General features: G+C 69.3%; 23 protein-coding genes, 1 tRNA gene and 2 pseudogenes. 11 read left to right on the top strand and 15 right to left on the bottom strand.

What is annotated here, in order from left to right; genetic code table 11:
• Nucleotide 1: 1 nt before the first annotated feature.
• On the bottom strand, nucleotides 2-3112 hold the full coding sequence (locus tag HDA43_RS12380) for an AfsR/SARP family transcriptional regulator (RefSeq protein WP_179819992.1): 3111 nt from the start codon (nucleotides 3110-3112) through the stop codon (nucleotides 2-4).
• Nucleotides 3113-3210: 98 nt separating this feature from the next.
• Complete coding sequence (locus HDA43_RS12375) at nucleotides 3211-4416, bottom strand: MFS transporter (RefSeq protein ID WP_179819990.1); 1206 nt, start codon at nucleotides 4414-4416, stop codon at nucleotides 3211-3213.
• A 91-nt stretch (nucleotides 4417-4507) separates the two neighbouring features.
• Here HDA43_RS12375 and HDA43_RS12370 point away from each other — a divergent pair, with 91 nt between their 5' ends.
• Nucleotides 4508-5410 carry a LysR family transcriptional regulator gene (locus tag HDA43_RS12370; RefSeq protein WP_179819987.1) on the top strand — a complete coding sequence of 301 codons (903 nt, stop codon included), beginning with the start codon at nucleotides 4508-4510 and terminating at the stop codon, nucleotides 5408-5410.
• A gap of 116 nt (nucleotides 5411-5526) precedes the next feature.
• On the opposite strand, the gene HDA43_RS12365 is transcribed toward HDA43_RS12370, so the two are convergent.
• A complete protein-coding gene (locus HDA43_RS12365; RefSeq protein ID WP_179819985.1) occupies nucleotides 5527-6030 on the bottom strand; it encodes a nucleotidyltransferase domain-containing protein in 504 nt (167 codons plus the stop codon).
• Nucleotides 6031-6242: 212 nt separating this feature from the next.
• Nucleotides 6243-6830, bottom strand: a complete 588-nt coding sequence (locus tag HDA43_RS12360) for a TetR/AcrR family transcriptional regulator (protein ID WP_179819982.1) — start codon at nucleotides 6828-6830, stop codon at nucleotides 6243-6245.
• An 89-nt stretch (nucleotides 6831-6919) separates the two neighbouring features.
• On the opposite strand from HDA43_RS12360, the gene HDA43_RS12355 reads away from it, so the two are divergent.
• Nucleotides 6920-7867 (top strand): alpha/beta fold hydrolase, encoded by a 948-nt coding sequence (locus HDA43_RS12355; protein ID WP_218911695.1) that lies wholly within the window; start codon nucleotides 6920-6922, stop codon nucleotides 7865-7867.
• A gap of 290 nt (nucleotides 7868-8157) precedes the next feature.
• Here the strand turns inward: HDA43_RS12355 and HDA43_RS12350 are convergent, their stop codons facing one another.
• Complete coding sequence (locus HDA43_RS12350; protein WP_179819977.1) at nucleotides 8158-8766, bottom strand: hypothetical protein; 609 nt, start codon at nucleotides 8764-8766, stop codon at nucleotides 8158-8160.
• A gap of 463 nt (nucleotides 8767-9229) precedes the next feature.
• On the opposite strand from HDA43_RS12350, the pseudogene HDA43_RS36670 reads away from it, so the two are divergent.
• A pseudogene (locus HDA43_RS36670) lies at nucleotides 9230-9445 on the top strand (GNAT family N-acetyltransferase); the annotation flags it as partial.
• 352 nt (nucleotides 9446-9797) lie between these two features.
• On the opposite strand, the gene HDA43_RS12340 reads toward HDA43_RS36670, so the two are convergent.
• The 5 genes and pseudogenes from HDA43_RS12340 to HDA43_RS12320 all read right to left on the bottom strand — a co-directional run bounded on the left by HDA43_RS12340 (nucleotide 9798) and on the right by HDA43_RS12320 (nucleotide 12939).
• Nucleotides 9798-10451, bottom strand: a complete 654-nt coding sequence (locus tag HDA43_RS12340) for a response regulator (protein WP_179819974.1) — start codon at nucleotides 10449-10451, stop codon at nucleotides 9798-9800.
• A 24-nt stretch (nucleotides 10452-10475) separates the two neighbouring features.
• Nucleotides 10476-11672 carry a sensor histidine kinase gene (locus HDA43_RS12335; protein WP_179819972.1) on the bottom strand — a complete coding sequence of 399 codons (1197 nt, stop codon included), beginning with the start codon at nucleotides 11670-11672 and terminating at the stop codon, nucleotides 10476-10478.
• Between the two features lie 191 nt (nucleotides 11673-11863).
• Nucleotides 11864-11965, bottom strand: a pseudogene (locus tag HDA43_RS12330) (IS5/IS1182 family transposase); the annotation flags it as partial.
• Entirely contained in the window at nucleotides 11958-12431 is a 474-nt protein-coding gene (locus HDA43_RS12325; RefSeq protein ID WP_246423962.1) for a DUF3995 domain-containing protein, read from the bottom strand. The gene HDA43_RS12325 and the pseudogene HDA43_RS12330, both read right to left, overlap by 8 nt.
• 55 nt (nucleotides 12432-12486) lie before the next feature.
• Nucleotides 12487-12939, bottom strand: a complete 453-nt coding sequence (locus HDA43_RS12320) for a hypothetical protein (protein WP_179819967.1) — start codon at nucleotides 12937-12939, stop codon at nucleotides 12487-12489.
• Between the two features lie 395 nt (nucleotides 12940-13334).
• On the opposite strand from HDA43_RS12320, the gene HDA43_RS12315 reads away from it, so the two are divergent.
• Nucleotides 13335-13730 (top strand): hypothetical protein, encoded by a 396-nt coding sequence (locus HDA43_RS12315; protein ID WP_179819965.1) that lies wholly within the window; start codon nucleotides 13335-13337, stop codon nucleotides 13728-13730.
• A 32-nt stretch (nucleotides 13731-13762) separates the two neighbouring features.
• On the top strand, nucleotides 13763-14707 hold the full coding sequence (locus HDA43_RS12310) for a DUF4279 domain-containing protein (protein WP_179819962.1): 945 nt from the start codon (nucleotides 13763-13765) through the stop codon (nucleotides 14705-14707).
• Nucleotides 14708-14714: 7 nt separating this feature from the next.
• On the opposite strand, the gene HDA43_RS12305 is transcribed toward HDA43_RS12310, so the two are convergent.
• Together HDA43_RS12305 and HDA43_RS12300 are read right to left on the bottom strand one after the other, a co-directional pair.
• On the bottom strand, nucleotides 14715-15347 hold the full coding sequence (locus tag HDA43_RS12305; protein WP_179819960.1) for a hypothetical protein: 633 nt from the start codon (nucleotides 15345-15347) through the stop codon (nucleotides 14715-14717).
• Between the two features lie 1020 nt (nucleotides 15348-16367).
• On the bottom strand, nucleotides 16368-16520 hold the full coding sequence (locus HDA43_RS12300) for a GNAT family protein (RefSeq protein ID WP_179819958.1): 153 nt from the start codon (nucleotides 16518-16520) through the stop codon (nucleotides 16368-16370).
• Between the two features lie 130 nt (nucleotides 16521-16650).
• Between HDA43_RS12300 and HDA43_RS12295 the strand changes: the two genes are divergently transcribed.
• A complete protein-coding gene (locus HDA43_RS12295; protein WP_218911694.1) occupies nucleotides 16651-17088 on the top strand; it encodes a spore-associated protein A in 438 nt (145 codons plus the stop codon).
• 781 nt (nucleotides 17089-17869) lie between these two features.
• A complete protein-coding gene (locus HDA43_RS12290) occupies nucleotides 17870-18265 on the top strand; it encodes a DUF6463 family protein (protein ID WP_376770500.1) in 396 nt (131 codons plus the stop codon).
• Nucleotides 18266-18655: 390 nt separating this feature from the next.
• Here HDA43_RS12290 and HDA43_RS12285 read toward each other — a convergent pair whose 3' ends face one another.
• Together HDA43_RS12285 and HDA43_RS12280 are read right to left on the bottom strand one after the other, a co-directional pair.
• Nucleotides 18656-19480: an inositol monophosphatase family protein gene (locus HDA43_RS12285; RefSeq protein ID WP_179819954.1), complete on the bottom strand. Its 825-nt coding sequence runs from the start codon at nucleotides 19478-19480 to the stop codon at nucleotides 18656-18658.
• On the bottom strand, nucleotides 19477-20352 hold the full coding sequence (locus HDA43_RS12280; RefSeq protein ID WP_179819952.1) for a DUF5919 domain-containing protein: 876 nt from the start codon (nucleotides 20350-20352) through the stop codon (nucleotides 19477-19479). The genes HDA43_RS12285 and HDA43_RS12280 overlap by 4 nt, the downstream gene beginning before the upstream one ends.
• A 316-nt stretch (nucleotides 20353-20668) precedes the next feature.
• Here HDA43_RS12280 and HDA43_RS12275 point away from each other — a divergent pair, with 316 nt between their 5' ends.
• The 3 genes from HDA43_RS12275 to HDA43_RS35915 are packed head-to-tail and all read left to right on the top strand — an operon-like array spanning nucleotide 20669 to nucleotide 21595.
• On the top strand, nucleotides 20669-21028 hold the full coding sequence (locus HDA43_RS12275; protein ID WP_179819949.1) for a hypothetical protein: 360 nt from the start codon (nucleotides 20669-20671) through the stop codon (nucleotides 21026-21028).
• Nucleotides 21012-21305, top strand: a complete 294-nt coding sequence (locus HDA43_RS12270) for a hypothetical protein (protein WP_179819946.1) — start codon at nucleotides 21012-21014, stop codon at nucleotides 21303-21305. The genes HDA43_RS12275 and HDA43_RS12270 overlap by 17 nt, the downstream gene beginning before the upstream one ends.
• On the top strand, nucleotides 21272-21595 hold the full coding sequence (locus tag HDA43_RS35915) for a tyrosine-type recombinase/integrase (RefSeq protein ID WP_179823127.1): 324 nt from the start codon (nucleotides 21272-21274) through the stop codon (nucleotides 21593-21595). The genes HDA43_RS12270 and HDA43_RS35915 overlap by 34 nt, the downstream gene beginning before the upstream one ends.
• 79 nt (nucleotides 21596-21674) lie before the next feature.
• Here the strand turns inward: HDA43_RS35915 and HDA43_RS12260 are convergent.
• Nucleotides 21675-21748: transfer RNA gene (locus tag HDA43_RS12260), tRNA-Gly, on the bottom strand.
• A gap of 120 nt (nucleotides 21749-21868) precedes the next feature.
• Between HDA43_RS12260 and dcd the strand changes: the two genes are divergently transcribed.
• Nucleotides 21869-22444, top strand: a complete 576-nt coding sequence (dcd, locus tag HDA43_RS12255; RefSeq protein ID WP_179819944.1) for a dCTP deaminase — start codon at nucleotides 21869-21871, stop codon at nucleotides 22442-22444.
• Nucleotides 22445-22486: the final 42 nt, after the last annotated feature.

Raw genomic sequence — 22486 nt, 5'->3', positions numbered from 1 at the left:
GTCAGACCACCCGCTCCAGGACGGCGTGGGCCTCGGCCAGCAGGTCGGGGCCGCGCCGTGCTCCGTACCCGGCCTCGATCCGGGAGATGACGCCGGGGGCGACCCGTTCGGCGTGCGCGGCCAGCACCGGCCACCGCATCGTCGGGGTGAACCGGTTGTAGGCGAACCGGTCGGCGAGCACGAGCATCCGGACCGCCTCCTCGGCGGGCATCGCTCCCTTCAGCAGACCCCAGATGCCCAGCCCGGCGAGCACCATCCCCATCGCCGGGAGGTCCGGGAAGGCGCGGTCCGGGTCGAACACGACCAGGACTTCGGCACGCAGCGCCTCGAAGAGGTCCGCGCCGTCGTCGCCCTCGCCGTACTGCGCGAACGCCGAGAGCGCGATGACCTCGCCCAGGATGGTCCACAGCGTGGAACCTTCCGGCGCGCCCGGGACACGCAGGTTCCGGAGCACCCGGGCCGTCTCGCGGTACCGCCGCAGCCCCCCGGCGATGTCACCGTCGGCGAGGGCCAGCTCGGCTCTGGCGGCGGCGGCCGACAGGACCTCGCCGTAGGTGCCCTGGGAGGCGAGCGCCTCCAGGTCGTCGGTCATCCGTGCGGCCTCGTCACGGCGCCCCTCGGCGAGCGCCGTCATGGCGAGGGTGGCGCGGATCTGGACGACGTCCTCCATCACCCCGAGGCGTTCGAGCACCGGAAGCGCCTCGGTGGCATGTCTGGACGCCGACGCGGAGTCGTCGAGTTGCGCGTACATGCCGGCCAGCTGGGTGTGCAGCATCGCCCGGTGCCAGGGGCCGCCGTCGTCGCCGACGAGTTCCAGGGCGGCCCGGGCGGCCTCGATCGCGCCGACCGGGTCGCCGGCGTTCTCCCGGCCGTGGCTCAGCCAGTGCAGCGCGATCCGGCGGATCAGCGGGTCGGGGTCGGCGGCCAGCTCGTCCAGGCCTTTCCCGGAATCCGGCACCATGGTGAGCAGGGCGGTCACCAGCGCCCGGACGGCCGGGTTCGCCGAGTCGGCGCCCAGCCCGGACAGCAGCCGGGCCGGCGTCCCGATCTCCTCGGGGGAGGCCATGACGGTGCTGAACAGCGCGATGCCCAGGGCCATCCGGGCCCGGTCGAGGAGCCGGGGCGGAGGCGCCCAGCCGTCCAGGGCGGCGGTGACGGCCGGGGTGAGGACGATGCAGCGCGGGTGATCTCCGCGGATCGTCCAGTAGCCGCCCAGGGTGGAGAACAGCACCACGACCGCTTCGGGGTCGGGGTCGGCGAGGGTTTCACGCAGAATGTCGGCGAGGTTCGTCTCCTCCGAACGCAGCCGGTCCACCGCGTCGACCTGCTCCGGCGAGTACAGCCGGGCGCCGTGCCGGTCGGCGTACCCCACGGCCCACGCGCGTACGGCGGCCCGCGCGCCGGCGGTCTCACCGGCCGTGTCCAGCCGCACCCGGCCGAACTCGCGCACCGTCTCCAGCATGCGGTACCGCACCCCGCCGGCCGTCTCCACGACGGTGAGCAGGGACTGCTCCACGAGCTCCTCGACGTCGCCGAGGGCGTCGCCGCCGAGCACCTCCTCCGCCGCGTCGAGGGCGAAGCCGTCCGGAAAGGCGGAGAGGCGGCGCAGGGCCCGGCGCTCCCGCTCACCGAGGAGGTTCCAGGACCAGTCGATCACCGCCAGCAGCGTCTGGTGCCGCGAGGGGGCGCTCCGGTCACCGCCGCGCAGTAGCGCGAACCTGTCCTCCAACCGGCGGGCGATCTCGGCCGGCGACATCACCCGCACCTTCGCGGCGGCCAGTTCGATCGCGAGCGGCAGGCCGTCCAGGCGGGCCACGACGGCGCCCACGTCATCCTCGTCCAGGCGCACACCGGGCCGGGCCGCGGTCGCGCGGTCGCGGAACAGCTCGACGGCGTCACCGGTTCCCAGCTGGGGCAGCGGATAGACGCGTTCGGCGGCGATCGCCAGCGGCGAGCGGGTCGTGGTGAGGACGCGCAGCTCCCGCGTGGTCGCGGTCAGATAGGCGACCAGGTCGGCGACCGCCTCCACCAGGTGCTCGCAGTTGTCGAGCACCAGCAGCGCCGGAGCCAGGTCGAGCTGCTGGGCGATCCGGGCACGGACGTCGGCGCGCTGCCGCGGGGTGAGCGTGCGGCGTCCGGTCACCGAGTCGCGGACGCCGAGCGCCGACCCGACCTCGCCGACCAGGTCCTCGGGCGCGGTCACGCCGGCCAGCTCGACGAAGTGCACCACCGGCTGCGGGGCCTCGCGGGCGACGGCGTGGGCGAGCCGGGTCTTGCCGAGCCCGCCGGGACCGAGGATCGAGACCACCCGGGAGGCGGCGAGCAGTGCCCGCACCCGCCGGAGGTCGTCGGCGCGGCCGAGCAGCGGGGTCGCGTCGAACCGCACGCCGGCGCGCACGGGGCTGTCGAGCGCCAGCAGCTCACGATGGACCCGCCGCAGCTCCGGGCCGACGTCGGCGCCGATCCGGTCGCGCAGGTCCGACCGGTGGCGCTCGAAGCGGTCCAACGCGGCACCCGTTCCGCGCACCGCCGCCTCGCTGCGCAGGAGGTCGGCGAGCAGCCCCTCGTCCTCGGGACGGACGCGCGCGGCGTCCTCCAGCCCGGGCAGGGCCGGGTCGTGGTCGCCGCTCCGGCTCCGGGCCCGGGCGAGCACGATCCGCGCGGACGCCAGGTCGTGTTCCGCGCGGCGGCGCACCTCGGCCAGCGGACCGCCGCCCTCGGGCGGCAGCGTCCCGGCGCCCAGCGCGAGCGCCTCCTCCGCCGCCGCGGCCGCCGCGGCGGGATTCTCGGTGAGCAGCACCCCCGCCCGGCCCGCCAGACCGTGCAGCCGACCGGCGTCGACCAGGTCGGGCGGAACCGCGAGCCGGTAGCCGTTCCCCGCCGTGACCAGCGACGCGGACCCCACGACCGACCTGGCCCGGGACACCAGGACCTGCAGCGCCTTCGCCGGATTGGCCGGTTCGCCGTCCCCCCACACCTCCGCGACGAGCCGGTCCGCGCTCACGGTCCGGCCGGCGAGCGCGAGGGCCGCGAGCAGCGCCTGAGCCCTCTCGCCGACCACCGGCCGCCCTTGCCACCGCACACCGTCGAGCAGGGTCAGGTGGATCGGCATGCCGCAAGTCTAGGCTTCACCGGGCCCTCCCCCCGTTCCCGCTTTCACCGGTCCCGGCGGCCCTCCCCCCGTTGCCGCTTTCACCGGTCCTACCCGGATCAGACGCGGCCCTCCGACGAAGCGGCCGTCCTGCTCATGCCCGAGACGGCCGCGCTGACCACGGCGAGCGTCGCTCCCACCCACATCACCGCGGAGAGCGACACACCGTCCACGATCCGGCCGCCGGCGAACGAGCCGAGCGCGATGGAGACGTTGAAGGCGCCGACGAAGAGAGCCGTGCCCATTTCGCCGCCACCCGACCGCATGATCCAGAGCTGCAGCGTCACACCCACGCCGCCGTAGCCCAGACCCCACACCACGAGCATGATCAGGGGCAGGCCGGCCAGAGGCAGCGCCGCCGTGGAGAGCGCGATCAGCGCGGCCAGTGTGACCAGGACCGGTCTGGGGTTCCTGGCCGCCCACGCGCCCGCCGCGAAGTTGCCGACCACGCCCGCGACGCCGTACAGGAGCAGGGCGACGCTGACGAAGGCGGGACCGGCGTGTGAGACCTGCTCCAGGAACGGCCGGACGTAGGTGTAGGCCGCGAAGTGGCCGGCCACGATCAGGACGGTCAGGACGAGGACGACCTTGAGCGGGCCGGAGAGCCGGGAGAGCGACCTCTTCGGCGCGGGGGAGGGGGGCCCGTGGGGCGCCGGTTCGGCCGCCTCCGCCCGGGACTCGCCGGGCAGGGGCGGCAGGGCGGCGGCCAGCAGCGCGAGCAGGGCCAGGGCCAGCACCCCCATGGAGACGAACGCGGTCCGCCACCCCGCGAACGAGGAGATGAAGGTCCCCGCGGGCACCCCCAGCACCGACGCCACCGACACCCCGGCCAAGATGATCGATGTGGCCCGGCCGACGGACCTCTCGGGCACCAGTCGCAGGCCGAGCCCTGCCGCGAAGGCCCAGAACCCGCCGATGCTCACCCCGGTCAGCACCCGGGCGGCCAGCATGACGGGGTAGTTCGGCGCGAACGCGCCCGCCAGGTTCGCCACCGCCAGCAGCGCCATCAGCCCCAGCAACGTGACACGCCGGTCGAGCCGTCGAGCGGTGATCGCCAGCACCGGCGCGGAGACGGCGGCGACCAGCCCGGGCGCCGACATCATCAGCCCGGCCGTCCCGTCGGAGACGCCGAGGGTGGCGGAGATCGAGGTCAGCAGGCCGACGGGCAGCATCTCGCTGGTCACGACGGTGAAGGTGCCCACCGCCACCGAGAAAACCGCGAGCCAGCGCGCTCGGGCGGCGGTGGAGACGTCAGTCATGGTCATGCCGTTCAGCCTTCTGCCGTCCACCGGCGGGAACAACGCCGAAGGCCGAAGGCTTGGTTTAGGTGGACTAAACGACCAGGCGGAGGCGGGGATGGAGTTCAGGGAACTGGAGTGCTTCATCGTGCTCGGTGAGGAACTGCACTTCGCGCGTACGGCCGAGCGCCTCTACCTGTCACCCGGCCGGGTGAGCCAGCTCATCCGCTCACTGGAGGACAGGATCGGCGGCCGGCTCTTCCAGCGGACCAGTAGGCACGTGAGCCTCACGCCCTTGGGCGAACGGTTCCTGGCCGACCTGCGCCCCTCCTACGACGGCCTCGCGAACGCGGTCAGCCGGGCCAAGGCGGACGCCCGCGAGGTGACGGGCGTGATCCGGATCGGCTTCCTGGCCACGCCCACGCAGGTCGTCACCGGCAGCGTGTGCGCCTTCGAGCGCCGGTACCCGGGATGCCTGACAGAGCTCGTGGAGATCCCGCTCTCCGACCCCTTCGGGAAGCTGCGGGCCGGGCAGGTGGACATCGCGTTCACGCTGCTCCCGGTGGACGAGCCCGACCTGGCGACGGGCGAAGGGTTGAACCGGGTCTCGTACCGGCTGGGCGTGTCCTCGCGCCATCCGTTGGCCGCCCGTTCGAGCATCAGCGCGGAGGAGTTGGCCGGCGTTTCCCTGATCGGACTGGACGGCCCGGCTCCGCGCGCGTGGCGCGAGCGTACGGCACCGTCCGCCACCCCCTCCGGCCGTCCCATTCCCAGGGCCGGTACGGTGACCACCAGTCAGGAGGGCCTGACCCAGGTGGCGCTCAACCGGGGTGGCATGTTGCTCTGCACCCCCACGGCGGCCTACCACAGGCGCCCGGACGTCAGTTTCATCCCCGTCACGGGATTGCCTCCCTCGATACTCGGCCTGGCCTGGGTGAAGGCGGCGGAGACGGCGACCGTCCGGGCGTTCAACGAGACGGCCGTCGGGCACGCACTCGGGAGAGCGGTCCTGGTGGCATGAGCCATGGCGGCAGACGGTCCCGGAACGTCTCGCGGCCGGCGGATCCCGTTGGGGCCCGGAGCCGGTCGGAGGCCGGGCCGGCCCTCGCCGGGAGGTGCTCGCCCGCACCGCCCGTATCAGAAGTGGGTGGCGATGCCGTAGATCCTGCGCAGCTGTGCCATGTCGTGCCGGTCCCGGTCGGTCGGCTCGTAACCCTGGTGGAAGTGGACCTGCTGCCTGACCGACAGACAGGCGATGCTCGTGCCGAGGATCGTGCCGGTGGCGAAGGCGTTCGCGGGGTAGGGGAAGACGTCCCCCCGGTCGTTGGCCGGCTGCACGGCGGAGCCGTCGGGCTGGAAGGTCAGCGGGTGCAGATCGAGCTCCCGCCCGTCGGGATGGCGCATGACGAACCGGGCAGGCCGTCCGGGGACGATGTCGTGCCTTTCGGCGAAACCGGTGTTCTCCAGGATTTCGATCAGGGTGGGCTCCTGGGTGGCGTCGTGCATCAGGTCCAGGTCCCGATGGGGGCGGGTGACCTCGCCCACGAGCGCGTCGATGCCCCAGCCGCCTCCGACCCAGACCCTGCATCCACCATCGCGGAGCAGCCCGATGACTTCGATGACGTCTCTGGCTTCGAACATGGCGAAGACCCTACCTGCCATCGCTCCGCCCGAGTGAGCCGGTCGCGGCGGGACCCGCGACCGTTCGAGAGATCCACCGGGCAGGGTGCAGGAGCCCGGCCGTCGCCCCGGTGACGGTTTTCAGGCGCGTCGAGTCCGCCCGGGAGCGCCGGCGGGCGACCACCGGAGCCTCCCCCGTCGCCGTCGACCTGTTTCGGGGATCCGCCTTCCCATCACGAGTCCGCAGGCAAGCCGATCCGGCCGAGCTGGTGGTCGAGGACCGCGACCGCCTCCGCGACGCCCAGTTCCCCGACCAGCACGCCGTCGGCCAGGCCGCGCGCGAGCCCGAGAAGCACGTGGGCCTCGGCGCCGGCATCGACGCCGGGTCCCGAAGCGGTGGCGGCCACGAGCGCGGTGATCTCGCGATGGACCGCATCGCCGCCCGCGCGGTACAGCCCGCGTACCTCAGGGTCGGCGACGGATATGGCCAGGAACGCGTGCCCGGCGAGCAGGAGTACGGGAGCGCGCACGCCCAGCTCGACGATGGCGAGCAACGTGCGCCGCAGCGTGTCGGCCGGGCTGTCGGCGTCCTGCAGCGCCGCGCGGACATGGTGCTCGATTTCCTGCCTGAGTAGATGTGCGCTCGCGCGCAGCAGGTCGGCCTTCGCCGCGAAATAGTGCTGCACGAGCCCTTTGGAGACGCCGGCCTCCTGGGCGACCCGCCCGATGCTCACACCGGCCAGGCCGTCCCGGGCGCACAGTCTGAGGGCGGCATGGGCGATCTCCGCCCGCCGCGCCGCGTGGTCCACCTGCTTCGGCACGGCCCGGCCTCCTCTCTTTGCGATACGAGTGTATCGTGATATTGATGCGATGCGATCGTATTGCAAAAGGCGAACGGAGGATCCCGTACGTGAACGACCTCGTGGAACCCAACATCGGAGCCGCGTTCCGCCCGCGGCGGCTCGGCCACTTCCGTGACGCGTCCGCCTTCGCGCGCTACCGGAACGCCTACGACCAGGCCATGGCCCGGCTTCCCGAACCCGATCAGATCCAGGACGTGGCGACCCGCTTCGGGACCGTCCGGATCTATCGTTTCGGCACCGGCGACGGCGTACCGCTTCTCCTGCTGCCGGGACGCACCGCGTCCACCCCGATGTGGGAGGCGAACCTGGCCGGCCTCACGGGCCACCGGCCGGTTTACACGGTCGACCTGCTCGGCGAGCCCGGCCTGTCGGTACAGACCCGGGCGTTCACGAGCGCGGCCGACCAGGCCGACTGGCTGGCGGAGCTGCTGGCCCGGCTCGGCCACGACCGGGTGCACCTCGTCGGAGTGTCCATCGGCGGGTGGAGCGCTTTTCACCTCGCCCTGCACGCTCCGGAGAAGGTCGCCTCGGTGAGCCTGCTCGATCCGGCCAGCCTTTTCGGCCGGTTGACCTGGAAGGTCGTCGTCGTCTCGCTGGGATCGGTGGTGCCGTTCTTCCCCGAGTCGTGGCGCCGGGGGCTGCTGAGCTGGATCTCCGGCGGAGCCGACGCCTCCGAGGACGAACCCGTCGCCAACCTGATATCGGCCGGGATGCGGGACTTCACCGCCTTCCTGCCGCCTCCGACGTACCCCACGGACGACCAGGTGGCCGGAGTCGACGTGCCGGTACTCGCCCTGATCGCCGGGCGCAGCATCATCCACGATCCGCGCAAGGCCACCCTGCGCGCCCACCGCCTGCTCGCCCGTGGCGTCGTCGAACTGTGGCCGGACGCCTCCCACGCCATCAACGGCGAGTTCCCCGAGCGCGTCAACGCCCGGGTCCTCGCCTTCATCGACGAGATCGACCGCACCGGCCACGCCGGCGACACGCCGTGATGACACGAGCCGGTGAAGCGCGCTCCCGAACGGCGCGGGCGTTCATCGCGGACAGGCGATGGGGACCCGACCTCCGTATGGAGCGGGTGACGGGAACCGAACCCGCGCTGTCGGCGTGGGAAGTACGTCGATCGCGCCTCGTAGAGCGTCTGAGCTGGGCGTTCGGCCGGTCATGAGTGACCGTGGCCGCCCCCTCGCCACCCTGGTTGATGGCACGCTGATGGCACGGCGATCAAGGCTCCAGATCGGCTTGACGATGGACCCGGCGGTGATGGCCCGGAGTCGTTCGATCATCCCGCAGGTGAAGCGCTCCCGCCGGAGGCATCGGGGTTCATGGGGAGCGTTCGGTAGGTGGGTCGGGTCGCCCCCAGTCTCCGGGTACCGGCTGGAGACAGGGTCATAGGGGTGACCCACCCTTGCAGGGTCAGGACCACTTGAGCCGGCAGCGGGGTGATCGGGTAGGCCTCGATGCCGCGTGACCAGTTCGTGAGCAGTCCTTCGGTGCCGCTGGAGTCGACCAGGACGAGCGAGATGGGCTGGCCGTCCATGGCCCAGGTGTTCCAGATCGCCCATCCTTCGGGCCGGGCTTCGACTCCCAGGCGGGTGCAGATCTCGATGTAGCTCTCTTTCATATCGGCGGGGACGGTATGCGGTCGGAGGACGATGACTCCGGCGAGTTTCATGAGCGGAAGCTCTCCGCCGAGGCAGCCGTCCCCGTCGAAGTGATGGTGACGGAGTTGACGGGCCGTTTCGATCACTGCTCGCTGAAGGGGAGTGACTTCATCGGAGACACCGGTGAGAGCGAGCCACCCTTCGCCGTCCGCCGCGTCGACAATGGCGCGCGCCAGGTGCTCGATGTGACGAAGGTATTCGGTCTCGCTGAGGTCGGCTCGGGACACCGCGACAGTGTGGCATCAGGTCGTGCGCTTGAGCACGTGGGTTACCCGACCGACCGGAAGCCGTCGGTCTCCTGGCGTGGAGTCGGTGACGGGATTCGGATCATGCGCGGACGCGCACACTTCTCCCGGGCCTGATCCGCTGACGTGACGAGTCATCCTGAAGGTCGCTTCCATGCGCGAACGGTCACCCGGTGCTCCCTCTTGTCGATGAAGACGGGACGAGAAGACTTCTACCTCAGCCAGTCGCGACCTCGTCTTATGATCGCGGCAATGGTTCCGGAGGCGAGGCCCTCGCTCATGGAGGGAGCGGGGAGGCGCGCTTGGTTTTACTCCGGGGTGGTCCTCGCCGTCGTCTCCTCGGAGCTCGGCGTCGAGGGCTTGGGCGTAGTCGCAGAGCTTGAGCAGTGTGGGACGGTCCGGATAGCCGTACACCGCCGACCGGGAGACCGCCGGACACCAGAACCTGGTCATCGTCGGCGATGTTGTTCTGTGGCCGGCCGACGAGACGCCGTCTCGGGGTGAGATGGGCTGGATTTTCCATCCATCGATGTCGGGCCGCGGGTTTGCCACAGAGGCGGTTCGAGCCCTCATCGGCGTGGCCTTCGAGCGCTGCGGCATGCACCGGGTCATTGCTCGACTCGATGCGCGGAACGAGGCATCGGCGCGACTGTGCCAACGTGTGGGCATGGTCAAGGAGGCACACCTGCGCCGGGACTACTGGATGAAAGGCGAGTGGGCCGACACTCTGATCTACGGACTGCTCGCGGAGCAGTGGCACGGCTGAAGGAACAAGAGGGCCAGTGCCACACCAAGGGTGAAGGCCACATTCCCGTAGACCCTCACGGTCTTCACGTCGCTCTTTGCCTCGTGAGGGGTGACGTCATCCGGCTCATTCACAGCGCTTCGTGAAGAGGTTGAGCACCTCGCTGAAGCCGTTGGTGAGGCTGTCGAGTAAGGCTTTGCTTTTTCGGCGGTGGCCATGGAGAGGCGGCCGATGACTCCGCTGCCCGGAAGCACCGTGGCCCCTCAGCTCAGCCGGGGGAGACGAAACCGGACTCGTAGGCCGTGATGACGGCCTGGGTGCGATCGCGCGCCCCCAGCTTGGCCAGGACGTTGCCGACGTGGGTCTTCACCGTCTCAGCCCCGATGACCAGCTCGGCGGCGATCTCGATGTTGGATCGGCCGCAGGCCATCAACCGCAGCACGTCGGCCTCCCGCGCGGTCAGCTTCCCGAGCCCGGGGACGGCACGGGTGGCGGCGTACCGGCTCTGACGGTTCGCGGCGAGCGCGCGGATCGCGGCCGGGAACAGCAGCGATTCCCCGGCGGCGACGATTCGGATGGCGTGGACCAGGTCGTCGGGCCGGCTGCGCTTGAGCAGGAAGCCGCTGGCCCCCGCGCGCAACGCGTCATATATGTAGTCGTCGTTGTTGAAGGTGGTCACCACGATGACCTTGGGCGGTTGAGACAGCGCCAGCAGCAGCCGGGTGGCCTGAATGCCGTCCACCGCGGGCATCCGCACGTCCATCAGCACCACGTCGGGCCGCGCCGTCCGAACCACCGGCACCACCGCCGCTCCATCGGCCGCCTCGCCCACCACCTCCAGGTCGGGTTCGGCGTCGACGATGATCCGCAGACCGGTCCGGATCAGATCCTCGTCATCGGCGATGACCACACGAATCGGCATGCGCCCGACACTATCCACCACCGTTCAGGGACGGAGTGGCAGCCGTAGCGACACGTGCCACTCTCCATCCGCGGGACCGGCAGCGAAGTCGCCGCCCAGCAGCGTGACCCGCTCGCGCATGCCACCGATGCCGCGTCCACTCCTGCCAGGCGCCCGTCCCGCCGGGTTGCGCACGTCGAGCTCCAGATGGTCGTCGTGCACGGCCAGCGCCAGCCGTACCGGACCGGTCCCGTGGCGCAGGGCGTTGGTGAGCGACTCCTGGGCGATCCGGTAGACCTCCCGGGAGACCTCGGTTGGCACAGCGGCCAGGTCGCCGGTGACCTCAGCGGCGGCGCCGGTCCCGTGTACCAGGCCGCTCAGGTCGGCGAGCGTCCGCGCTGGGGCCGTGGACGGCTCGTCTTCCTGCTCGCGCAACACCCCCAGCACCTGGTCCAGCTCCTCCAACGCCGCGCGCGCCGATTCCTCGATCGCCCCCAGCGCGGCCCGGACCGCCACGGGGTCGCGGTCCAGGACCCGGGCGGCCGCCCCGGCCTGCACGGTCACCACACTCAGCGCGTGCCCGATCGAGTCGTGCAGTTCACGGGCCAGGCCGTTGCGGACCGCCTGGCGGCGGACCCGCTCCTCCAGCAGCGCCAGCCGCTGGGCGGGTGAGGGACCTAGCAGCTTCGGCGCCGACCGGGCCAGCAGCGCGCCCATCCCGGCGATCAGGTAGACGAGCGCGACCAGGAGGACGACGCCCAGCAGCGGGCCGCCCCACCAGACCGCCCGCAAGGTGGACACGATCCACAGGTCGAACGGGGCACCGGTGACCGGCAGCAGAATCGCCACGACCACGAACGGAACCGTCGCCAGCGTCAGTCCCGCCATCACCCCGCCGACCCCCAGGTGCAGGGTGAACCAGGTGGCGGTGCGCCGCCGCTCACCCCAGCTTCGCCTCCCGGACGCCCACTCGGCGGGCAGTGGGTCGATCTCGGCGCCCAGCAGGCTACGCGCCGCCGCCACCTCCAGCGCCCGGACCGGCAGTACCAGCCCGGTCAGTGCCACCAGCGGCAGCACCGCCAGGAAAACCAGCGGCTGGAGCAAGTCGCCTGACGCGGCCGACAACCCGGTCAGGCCACCGATCATGGAGCCCACCATCACGTACGGCATCAGCAGCGCTCCGCCGAGGACGAGACAGGCCCACCGCAGATAGGTGGCGCGGCAGACAAGGGGTGACAACATGCCTTCAATCATCCTCAACCGTGGACACCGTACGGCGGGCGAGTCCAGTGGGCGTAGACCAGCGTGGTGATGACCGTCCCGATGTTCCAGAGGAACGGACACATGCCAGCAGGGAGTGCTCGTCTCCTCGTGCGTCGTCTCATTCGGTGACCAGACGGTGGTGAATGAGGGCATCCCGCCGGTCAGGAGGCCGTCCGCTCGACGACCCGGCGGTGCCGTCCCAGGCGCCGGCGGGATTCGATCCCACGGCGAGCGGTGCGCGGGATGATGTCTTGCCCACGGCACCTACCTCGTCGAGCTTTCACACCGCCTCACGGGCGCGACCCTGCTCGCTCTGCCCAGCCGCCATCCGGCCGTTGCCCAGCACACCCCCCAGAGAAGAAAGAACGGCGACCACAGCAGCAGATCCCAACGCGCCAGGTCGCGAGCCAGCGAGGCATGCTCGACCGGGGGCGGGCGAACCCCGGTCAACAGCAGCACGTCGCCGACGAAGCCGAACCCGAGCACGCCGATCGACCGGGCGATCATGAAGACTCCGAGCGTCCCGGTGATCGCGAGCAGCAACCGGCGCGGCACTCTCGCACCCCAGGGCCTCACGGTGGCCAGCGCGACGATGACACCGACCATTGCGGCACCGGCCAGCAACCAGTGGCTTGCCACGAACAAGGGATCACGGGCAAGCAACTGTTCGCGCAGGTGCGGGGGCAGCGGGTCCTTGTCGGCCAGTGCATTGGCCCCCAGCGCCTGAGCGAGCTTCATCGATCCGTACGCCGCGGCGCACACCACGGCCCCGTACGCGCCCACCCGTGCGCGATCAGCCCGCGACACGTCTCGTCGCCGCCGCGTAGGACCGGGTCATCTCCAGGAACAGCCCGATCACGAGGATTCCAAGGACTCCGTGGTACCACTGCCAGCCCACACCGATGCCGACGAACCCGTCCACGATCATGATCCCCGCGCCGCCGCCAACGGCCAGCAGCATCCCGGCCAGCACGAGCAGCATCAACGTTCTCGGCACCCGACGCCCCAGCGCCGTGACCGTGGCGAGGGCGACGCACGCACCCAACACGCCGGAAGCGGTTGCGAGCCACTGTGCGGTGGCCGCCTCCATGAAATAGCTTCCGGTTTCGGCAGCCGATACGGGAGGGCCGCCCGGGAACCCGAGCCGGGCCTGCAGAGCAAAAGCGGCCTTCCCCGCGGCGTAACCGAGGAACAGCACCGCCACCGCGTACGCCGGCCAGCGTCGCCGGCGATCAGAGGTAACCATGATCACGAGAGTAGAAGCCGCACGTCAAACGTCATTCCCCACAGCAGGGGAAGCGCCTCCCCCGAACGAGGGAGCACCAGCAGTCCCTTCGAGCACGTTCCCGGCCCTCCCGAATCCCGAAGACCGGTGGCTGACCGGGTTCCGGGCCGACGTCCAGGCCAAGCGCGACGAGGCTGAGCGAGATGGGGAAGACACCCTCGGCAGGGACGGGGCGTGAGAATCGCAACCCTGACAGGGTTCAGAATCAAAGGCTCTCTCCCAAGGTTCGGGAGGGGGTCTCTGAAATGCGGAGGCTCGGGAATTTGAATCCCGGATGGGCGGTAAACCCAAACCGCATCAGCAGTCCTGATCCTGCCCCTTCAGATCAGTTTCACCTGGACCGACGGGAACGGCCGGTGCTGACCGTGGCCCAGGTCTTCGAGCCGGCCGACCTGGTGGGCCGCCGACCGGTCGGCAACGTCCGCAAGCTCAAGGAGAACGCCTACCGGCTGCGCTTCCGGCGGCACGGCGAGATTCGCACCCACCCGGAGGTCTTCACCGGCCGGGTGGATGCCGAGCGGGCGCTGTGGAAGGTGGGGATGGACGGCCGGGCCGACCGCACCCATGACGGCCGCTTCCGCGCACTGATGCTCGGTGGGCCGGGGTTGAGGGACGAAACCCCGGACCGTCGTTCGCTCCCAGCCTCTTACGGAGATCAGCCATCGCCAGGCGATCGTCAGGGCGGTATGGGTGCGGCACCACCACGAAGGCACGGCAGTCAGGCGCTTGATCTTTCCAGGTCGTTTGGGTGAGTCGGAGGTTCTCGGCTGTTTAGAGTCGCCCCATGGAAGTGGATCAGTACGTGTACTTCGCTCTCAAGAGCGAACGCATGTCTGCAGAGGAGATGGCCACGCGACTGGGACTTGAGGCGGATGAGGTCACGATTCGAGCCGGTAAGAGGCTTGAGCCCCCTCGTCCAGCGGTGCACATCTGGCAGATCAACGTTCCCGGATCGAGCCTGCCCGTTGACGACATGATCGCAGCTTTGGTCGACCGATTGGAGCCATACGCCCCAGCGATCGGAGCACTCGCCGACGAACTGGATCGGCATGAGCCCGGACACACTGCCGTCCTACAAGTGGTTCGCTTCTTCGGTGACGATGACAAGAACTCCGAGGAAGAGCGAACAACTCGACCCCGGCCACTGGGCTGGCACCTTGACCGCCGTGTCCTCGACTTCTTGCAGACCACTCGGGCGGAACTCGACGTCGATGAGTACGGGGACACCCTCTGGTCATCGATCAGTGCCGCTCTGGCTATGTGCCCGCCCATAGCTTGGCCGAGTGGTTTCACCGGCGGCGCGTCGCTGGTGCCGGCGAGTCTCGTCGGGTACGGCGGGTGCATGGTGCGGCTACGGCCCGGGGCGCCGCCGACCGGGACCGGCGCCCACGCCGCACGCCCGGACGGGGAGCCGACCGAGACGGTCTCGCCGTGGGTGCCGGTGGAACTCTCTCAGGGCACCGACCTGACCAGCGCCGAACCGCTTCCGCAGGGTCTCCGGGAACATCTCCGGTCTCGCAAGGGCGTGCGGTTCGATCACATCGTGGAACAGATCACCGCGCGCATGCCCACGGCCGACGAGACCAAGCGGCCCGACATGCCGAAGAACACACCGCTGCCGGCCGTCTACGGCGCGGCTCGGGACGCTTCGGGTACGGCGCCGGCCGTGGTGGAGGCACTGCTCCCTGCGGACCGGTACGAGCTGGAAGACGCCTATCCGATCGAATGATCGGCCTCTAATCGAACCAGACCACCAGTCGCACGCCATCGTCTCCGAACCGCCCCGCCAGAGCTCGCATCACCTCGAAGACGTGTTCCCACCCGGTGCCCGGCCCCAGCGCGTGCAGCCGTGTCACCGGGCCGTATTCAAGTGTCGCTCCGGCAGCTTCCCAGCGGCCTGCCGGCGCCTCGACAGGCGAGCCTCCCAGAGGGGACATGCCATACTGCTCGACCATCTCGCTGGGCCACCGGTCATCGATTCGATACCTGTGGATGCGGTAGGTCGAGGAGCCCGGCCCTGAGCGGACCTGAAGTATTCCGCGCGCGGCCGGGCGGGCGGACATGTCAAGATCACGCAGCTCCGACCAGGCGACCCACGTGCAGCCATGCGTGGCGGCATCAACCCTTACGGAACCCTCGTAATCGGTACGGACATGCTCTGACACGTCAGCCGGTAAACCGCGGCCGGCCGCGACCGGGGTCCAGCCGAGCCAGTTACGGACGCCGAAGAGGCAACCGAACGCCACGTGGTCATCACCGTCGTACAGCGGATAGAGGGGCATGGCCACCGGCCACGGCTCTCCCTCGTACCACTCTTCAGCAGCGGACGGGTGACGAGCCTCAATGAAGCCGTAAATATCGGTGGGCACGGCGGCAGGTTAGAGGAAGCAGATCACCGCCGCTTACGATCGTCGTTCGTAACCGCGAGCCGTCTCTGCATCTGTCCTCTGCGTTGCCGTTGCACTCGGCGCGGCAAGACGGGTGCCGGCGCGCCGAGAGGCAGGACCGGGCCGTTCTAGTCGCTCACGATGAAGGCGAGGACGATCAGCAAGGACAAGATCGTCCCGGTGCCGAACAGCCATACGGCGGTCTTCCGGCCACTCCGTGCTGCAACGACTGCCGCCATCGAAGGAACCCCGACCACCACGATCCCGGCCGCAGCCATAAGCCGCGAGATGTGGTCTCGGTCGACGGGGGATCCCAGCCTGCCGCGATGCCTTTCACGAGCAGGATCGGAGGGACCAGCAGCCAGAGCAGGGTCAACAGGGTCAGGGTGACACCGCTCCAACGCCGTAGCTTCGCAACCTCCGATCTCATGATCTGGATTCTTGCTCTGGTGTCGGAGAGCCGGTGTGGCAGGTCGCGGTCATGGACGCCGCCCCGGGATGTGGTCCGGAAGGTGGGGTTGCCCGGTCTACGCTTCCATGATCTGCGTCACACGGGTGACATGCTCGTCGCCGGGTCAGGTGCCGGGCTCAAGGATCTGATGGCCCGTATGGGTCACGACAACGTGCGGACGATGATGATCTGTCAGCGTGCCGTACGCGGTGCGGGCAGAGTGATCATGGACGCGATCGACCGGTGACTCGAAGCGCGCGATGAGGACGAGGGCACCGGGGCGGCGGCGGGGTGATCCGGAACCTGACGGCCCGCTGATGGCCCGTGAAGATCGAGAATGTTCTGAAAACAATCAAGGCCCGGGTCGGGGTCCAGCCCCTGACCTGGGCCTTTCAAGTGGAGCGGGTGACGGGAATCGAACCCGCGCTGTCAGCTTGGGAACTGCATCGATCACGGCCCGCTGGGGCACTGAGCTGGGCGGAAGGCTGGTCCTGAGTGACCGTGGTTGACCCCTCGTCACCCCTCTTAATGGCCCGCTAATGGCCCGGTGATCAGTCTGCGACCTGGTGTTTCTCGCGCGACGCGTGCATCCCGGGCCGGTCGGTGTAGCGGGTCACCTCTGGGTCGCCGGCGAACGCGTGCACGGCTGCGTGATCACTGGCACGGAAGTCACGCAGCAGCAGCCTAGGCGTGGTCGGTTCCATGATCTTAAGTATGGGCGCACCCAGAATGAGCCGCAGCCCGGAGTGAGGCTCTACGAAATGTCTAGCTTCATCACGATGCATGGTGACGATCCGTTACGCTGCCCAGCGTCAAAGTATGATCTTGAGGAGAGTGAGCCAGACAATGCGTAGATTCAAGCAGGCAGCGGTGTTCACGGTCGCCACGGCAGTCGCACTTGCCAGTTCCGTGGTCATGAGCAGCCCGGCAATGGCCGCGTCATCGCCGACCGCGGCGTGCGGCGGCGGCAGCTACCACGTCATCGACAGCCACGCCATCAGCGGGCTCGCCACGATTTACCTGCTCTACAACGGCAGCACCAACTGTGTGGTGACGTGGAAGAGCAGCAAGTACCAGGGCGGTTACACCCTTACGGGGGCCACCATTCAAAGGAAGGGCGGCAGCAAGATTAGTGACACCGGCTCCTACAAGATCTACGCCGGTCCCGTGAAGGTCAACGCTGCCGGCACCTGTGTCTCGTGGGGAGGCCATGCTTCGAACAGCGCCGGTGTCGGTGAGGGCTGGCAATCGAGCTGGACTCACTGCGGCTGATCATCGAGACAGGCCGTCATTTCAACGTCGGGGTGACTCGGCCCTGGGTTCACCGGGGCGCGAGTCCCCTTCCGTGCGCGGGCGAACGACTGGTGTCGAGAATGACTGCCCGCACGCTTGCGTTCCACCTCGGCCGGGCGCGCAGTGACCGTACTTGCGCACCGACAGAGACCTTCTGCCTAGGGTCGGCGGTATGAGCCAAGGCCCGGACGGGGATCGTGTCCCTACCTGGGTCTTCACAGTGAGAGCGGGTGACGGGAATCGAACCCGCGCTGTCAGCTTGGGAAGTCTCTATGGCGGCGGGTCGCTGAGCTGGGGAGACACTGACCTGCGGGGGAGTGGATCGAGTGCCCGTGGTTCCCCGTGAGTCCCCCTTGATCTCCTTCCCGCCGGGCACGCGACGGGCACGGTCATGCCTTCTGATCCGTAGGTCCCCAAACGATCTTCAGAGCCGTCCGGACGCGTTCGCCGGGCTGGTCGGCCGTCGCCCCGCCGTTCAGGTTCGTTCGGCTCAGTTCGTGATCGTCCGTCCGGGGGGCTCCCAAGGTGGCTCCCAGAACGGCCTCGTTGTACAGGCTGGCGGCGCAGATCTGGAGCGCGAGTGACTGTCATCCTGGCGCTATGGCGCAAAGAGTCGACCACGGCTGCGACTGTAGGCGCCACACCTGTGCCACTCACCGGAGCGAGGGAGCGGCATCCCCCTGCGGGGGGAGTCACACCGGACCGCGGCTCAGAGAAGCTGGCAACCATGAGCACTACACCCGCGGCCTACCCACCTGCATTGTCCGCGCCCCCGAGTCGGCTCACCATCTGGGCCGGCCGAAGCATGATCTTGATCGCCGTGGCGCACACCGCCGTGTTCGCCCGCCTCGCTCCCTGGTCTAGCTGGCTCGCCGGGGACCTCCGCAACCGTGCCGCGGACAGCGACTCGGTGGCAACGTTCTGGGCGTTGCCCGGTGGATTCGTTGTGGTGCTGGTGCTGCTAGGGCTACTGGTGGCGCGGGCGGGGCGGCAGGGACAAAACGTCCCCGGGTATGTCGGCTGGGTGATCCTCGCCTGGGGAGCGCTGGCCGTCAGCCTGATCGGACCGAGCGGTTTCCTTCTCGCAGCTGTTCCTGCCGGGCTGCTCATTGCGGCGAACATCACCGCCAGACGACACCCCCGCGCTTCGTCCTGAGCAAGTCTCGCCGGTTGACCCACCTTTAACGGCTCCCGCTGATCGCAAGGCTCAAGGACTTGCCTTGGCTTGGAAGCAGCCCGCAACCGCATTGCCCGGTGGGCCAGGGCTGAGGAACGAAGCCCTGGACCGTCGATCGCCCCCGACCTGTACGGCGGCGGACCATGCCGTGGCGATCGTGAGGGGCGCATCTGTGCGGCGGCGTGGCAACCCCGGTCGGGGCGTTCGGTTGGTACGGCGGGGCCGGCGTGCGGTGCCCGGCCCGGTGTCCCGCCGCCGTCCGGGACCGGCCCCCAGGCCGCACGCCCGGACGGCGGGCGGGCGGAGGGCCGGGGGTACGGCGGCGCGCCGCGCCGCCGCTTGATCCCTATAAGGACAATTCGGCAATTCTCAGCGATGCTTGCCTGTCCGCTCGGCGGCCTGCCGTGCGTCTGCGATGAGTGTGACCAGTTCGCCCAGGATTTTGGGGCCGGCCGCGATGGTGCCGCGGGAGTTCATGGTGTGGGGGCTGCCGTCGAGGTCCACCACCATGGCTCCGGCTTCGCGGGCGATGAGGACGCCTGCGGCGGTGTCCCAGGGGTTGTTGCTGAACATGGCGCTGGCGTCGATCTTTCCCTCGGCGACCCAGGCCAGATCGATGGCCGCCGATCCGAACATGCGAACTCTTTGGACGCGGGCGGCGAGGTGCTGGGTGAGGGCCAGCCGGGGGCGGTTCTTTTCGGCAGCGTCGATGCCGACGGCGTAGTCCCCGATGGCGACGATCGCCGATTCCAGGTCGGCGGCCTGCGAGACACAGACGGAAGTCCCATTGGCCCGTGTGCCGTGGCCTTCGGCGGCGGTGTAGCGGGAACCGAGGAATGGCAGGTCGATCACGCCGACCACGGGGACGTCACGGTGGATCAGCCCCAGGGACACACCACACAGCGGAATGCCGTGCAGGAAGTTGGCGGTGCCGTCCAAGGGGTCGAGCGCCCAGGTGAGCGCGGCGTCGGCACCCCTCGTCACCCCCTCCTCCTCCCCGAGGAATCCGATCTCAGGTGTCTCGCGGCCGAGGAAGTCGCGGACGGCCTGCTCGACGGCGTAGTCCACCTCGGTTGCCATGTCGCGGTCTCCCTTGGCCGTGACGGCTCCGGGCAGCGTGGTCCGCACGATCCGGCCGGCGAGGGTGACAGCCTCCTCGGCGATCTCCAGAAGCGACGTGACGGGGAGGTTCATACGGGGCGGCTCCGCTCCCACATCGACGTGAAGACCTGCTCGAACACGGGGAACAGGCCGTTGGCCGCGGTGTTGTCGTTCATCACGAACGTGGGGGAGTCCACGCCGCGGGCCTGGGGCAGGTAGGGCTGAACCACGCAGGTCCTTCCGTCCACGATGAGGATGTTGAAGCGGATCGTCTCGTCGTAGAGGTGTACCTCCAGGCGTTCGGCCGGTTCCGGGACAAGGCCGGCCTTCAGCCGGGACAGGACGCTGATGTTCAGTGCTGTGAGGGTGGTGAGCGTCCCGGGGGGATGGTTCTCCTCCTGCTCCCGGGCGCGGATGGCGCTGCCCTCGGGGTCGAGGAAGAGGCAGCGGATGCGCGTGCCGTTCTCCAGGAGCCGTTTGAGCTGGTGGTCGGGGTAGTTCTGGCACAGCATGTTGAGCGACAGGCCGGCGGCGTGGATCTCCTGGGCGTCGTCGAACAGCGCCGTCGGAGGGAACGCGGCGGCGAACGCCGACCGGCTGCTGAACACCGCCGTCACGTCGGCCATCTGCGACATCGGGTTGACCGCTGCCTGCGCCGTGCCGTTGGGCGGCTGGGCCGGCACCGTTGGCGTCGCCGTACCGGTTCCGTTCGGGGAGAGGGAGAACAATTCCTGGGCTGTCCGGCCGGGGAACATGGCTTCCAGCACGCGGCAGTGATCGGGGTAGGGCAGGCCCTTGAGCTCACCGGAGAGCCAGCGATGGAGCTGCGCCCGGCTCGGCCTCTTGCCTTCCAGCGCCGGGTCCACCGATCGGGCGGCCTTGTCGTACTCCTTGCAGAACGTGCTGTAGGTCTGCCAGTGACGTTGGTGCAAGAGCGTTTTCAACAGGACCTGTCGATCAGCCATGCTCCGTGCCCTTCGGTAGGCGGAGGCCCCTCGCACGCCCAGATTAGCGATCGAGACGAGACAAAGACGAGACAAAGCAAGACGTCATGATCGAAGGTGATACACGCGCGGTGTCGAGACGCGACGTGGTGTTCGGCGAATCTCGCTTCATGACTGAACCGTGCTTGTCCTGCGAGGGCCGGGGCTGGAAGTACGTCAGCTTCCGGCGGGCTCTGATCGCCGGCCCCGGTGGTCCGGTCGCCTCCATGCCGCGGGTGCGAGACGCCTGCTCGGCCTGTCAGGGGATCGGCGCCTTTGCGGCGGAGCAGGAGCGGTCATGAACAGTGCGATCGGTTCCGCGGACGCCGTAAGGGATGAGGTGTTCTCCCCGGTGGAGGCCGGGGAGGGGCTGCGCGGCGCGCTTCACCGGTTGGGCATCCCCGCCGATGTGATCGACGGCTACGGGCTGGCCGTGGTGTCGGTCTGGGCCGGTCTGGTGGTGTGGTCGGACGGCCTGCGGTTCTGGTGGCAGACGGGTGGCTGGGATGAGCGGCGGCGTCGGGCCGTCTACGCCTGGCACTCGGCGATGGAACCGGACCGGGCCGCGCGCCGGGTGGCGTTCCGTTACGCCGAACTCGTACGGCAGCGCCCACTTCCCCAGGCGCTCGGGCAGGCCGGCGATGCCACTCCGCGATGACTGCGCCGGGTTCAGCCCGCACGTCGCCATGGTTCAGCGTGATCACGTGCCGCTGGAGTGGCGGGAGCCGTACCCGGTGCTGGAACGAGTGCGGGTGACAGCCTGGACCTGCGCGTGCCTGGCGATGGTCTACGAGCTGTGCGCGGGAGCCGGCCAGGGGTTCATCCGGCGGACGGTGCAGCACGACCAGGGCCATCGGGTGCATCAGACGCGGTTGTGGCCGATCGATGAGGCGCGGGCAGTCTGGACGGGGGTGCTGTCCGGACGCGCTCGGTAGACGGGTGTGACGGTGCGGTCGGTCCGGCCGAAAGACGGAGGGGGTCGGACAAGGACGCCGGCCTCTCCGGTGTCCACTTCCATGATCTCCGTCACACGGGCAACACGTTCGCCTCGCAGTCGGGAGCGACGCTCCGTGAGCTGATGAACCGGATGGGCCACTCCACTACACGAGCGGCGCTGATCTATCTGCACACCGAGAGTGAGCGGGACCGGAAGATCGCCGACGGCATGGGCAGGCTCGCCGAGGAGGCACTGAAGAACGAAGATCAGCAGGGATCGGGCACGTAACGGGCACGGAAGGTGAGAGAGGCCCTGAAAACAATCAAGGCCCGGGTCGGGATCTGATCCCTGACCTGGGCCTTTCAGGTGGAGCGGGTGACGGGAATCGAACCCGCGCTGTCAGCTTGGGAAGCTGATGTTCTGCCATTGAACTACACCCGCAGCGGTGTGCCGCGTCCACCACTGTAGCGGAAACTCCGACCACTCTCACCGTCTGCGCCGTCCGCGGAGGAGGAGATTTCCCGGCGCGACCGGCGGCGTGGCGTTGGTAGGTTGCCTCACGTGCTGCTTTCCGACCGTGACATCGCCGCAGAGATCGAATCTGGCAGGGTCAAGCTCGATCCCTTCGACCCCGAGATGATCCAGCCGTCCAGCATCGACGTGCGCCTGGACCGTTACTTCAGGGTCTTCGAGAACCACCGTTACCCGCACATCGACCCGGCGGTCGAGCAGCCCGGCCTCACCCGGCTGATCGAGCCGGACGGCGACGAGCCGTTCGTCCTGCACCCGGGGGAGTTCGTCCTCGCCAGCACCTACGAGGTCGTCAGCCTCCCGGACGACATCGCCTCGCGGCTGGAGGGCAAGAGCTCGCTGGGCAGGCTCGGTCTGCTCACCCATTCCACCGCCGGCTTCATCGACCCCGGCTTCAGCGGCCACGTGACCCTGGAGCTCTCCAACGTCGCGACGCTGCCGATCAAGCTCTGGCCGGGGATGAAGATCGGTCAGCTGTGCATGTTCCGGCTCAGCTCGCCCGCCGCGCATCCGTACGGCTCGGAGCGGTACGGCTCGCGTTACCAGGGGCAGCGGGGGCCGACACCGAGCCGCTCCTATCTGAACTTCCACCGGACCACGATCTGAGCGACCCGGACCGGGGCCGTCCGCCGAGCCGAGCCGGGCCGC

Origin of the sequence: Streptosporangium sandarakinum, assembly GCF_013409935.1 — a bacterium.
GTDB lineage: Bacteria > Actinomycetota > Actinomycetes > Streptosporangiales > Streptosporangiaceae > Streptosporangium > Streptosporangium nondiastaticum.
This window is presented reverse-complemented; position numbering and strand designations above follow the sequence as displayed.

Excerpts from the sequence above, each read along its gene's own strand:
- HDA43_RS12380 (WP_179819992.1), bottom strand. The coding sequence starts at position 3,112 with ATGCCGATCCACCTGACCCTGCTCGACGGTGTGCGGTGGCAAGGGCGG.
- HDA43_RS12375 (WP_179819990.1), bottom strand. The coding sequence starts at position 4,416 with ATGACCATGACTGACGTCTCCACCGCCGCCCGAGCGCGCTGGCTCGCG.
- HDA43_RS12370 (WP_179819987.1), top strand. The coding sequence starts at position 4,508 with ATGGAGTTCAGGGAACTGGAGTGCTTCATCGTGCTCGGTGAGGAACTG.
- HDA43_RS12365 (WP_179819985.1), bottom strand. The coding sequence starts at position 6,030 with ATGTTCGAAGCCAGAGACGTCATCGAAGTCATCGGGCTGCTCCGCGAT.
- HDA43_RS12340 (WP_179819974.1), bottom strand. The coding sequence starts at position 10,451 with ATGCCGATTCGTGTGGTCATCGCCGATGACGAGGATCTGATCCGGACC.
- HDA43_RS12335 (WP_179819972.1), bottom strand. The coding sequence starts at position 11,672 with ATGTTGTCACCCCTTGTCTGCCGCGCCACCTATCTGCGGTGGGCCTGT.
- HDA43_RS12325 (WP_246423962.1), bottom strand. The coding sequence starts at position 12,431 with ATGAAGCTCGCTCAGGCGCTGGGGGCCAATGCACTGGCCGACAAGGAC.
- HDA43_RS12320 (WP_179819967.1), bottom strand. The coding sequence starts at position 12,939 with ATGGTTACCTCTGATCGCCGGCGACGCTGGCCGGCGTACGCGGTGGCG.
- HDA43_RS12310 (WP_179819962.1), top strand. The coding sequence starts at position 13,763 with ATGGAAGTGGATCAGTACGTGTACTTCGCTCTCAAGAGCGAACGCATG.
- HDA43_RS12300 (WP_179819958.1), bottom strand. The coding sequence starts at position 16,520 with ATGGAACCGACCACGCCTAGGCTGCTGCTGCGTGACTTCCGTGCCAGT.
- HDA43_RS12285 (WP_179819954.1), bottom strand. The coding sequence starts at position 19,480 with ATGAACCTCCCCGTCACGTCGCTTCTGGAGATCGCCGAGGAGGCTGTC.
- HDA43_RS12280 (WP_179819952.1), bottom strand. The coding sequence starts at position 20,352 with ATGGCTGATCGACAGGTCCTGTTGAAAACGCTCTTGCACCAACGTCAC.
- HDA43_RS12275 (WP_179819949.1), top strand. The coding sequence starts at position 20,669 with ATGAACAGTGCGATCGGTTCCGCGGACGCCGTAAGGGATGAGGTGTTC.
- HDA43_RS12270 (WP_179819946.1), top strand. The coding sequence starts at position 21,012 with ATGCCACTCCGCGATGACTGCGCCGGGTTCAGCCCGCACGTCGCCATG.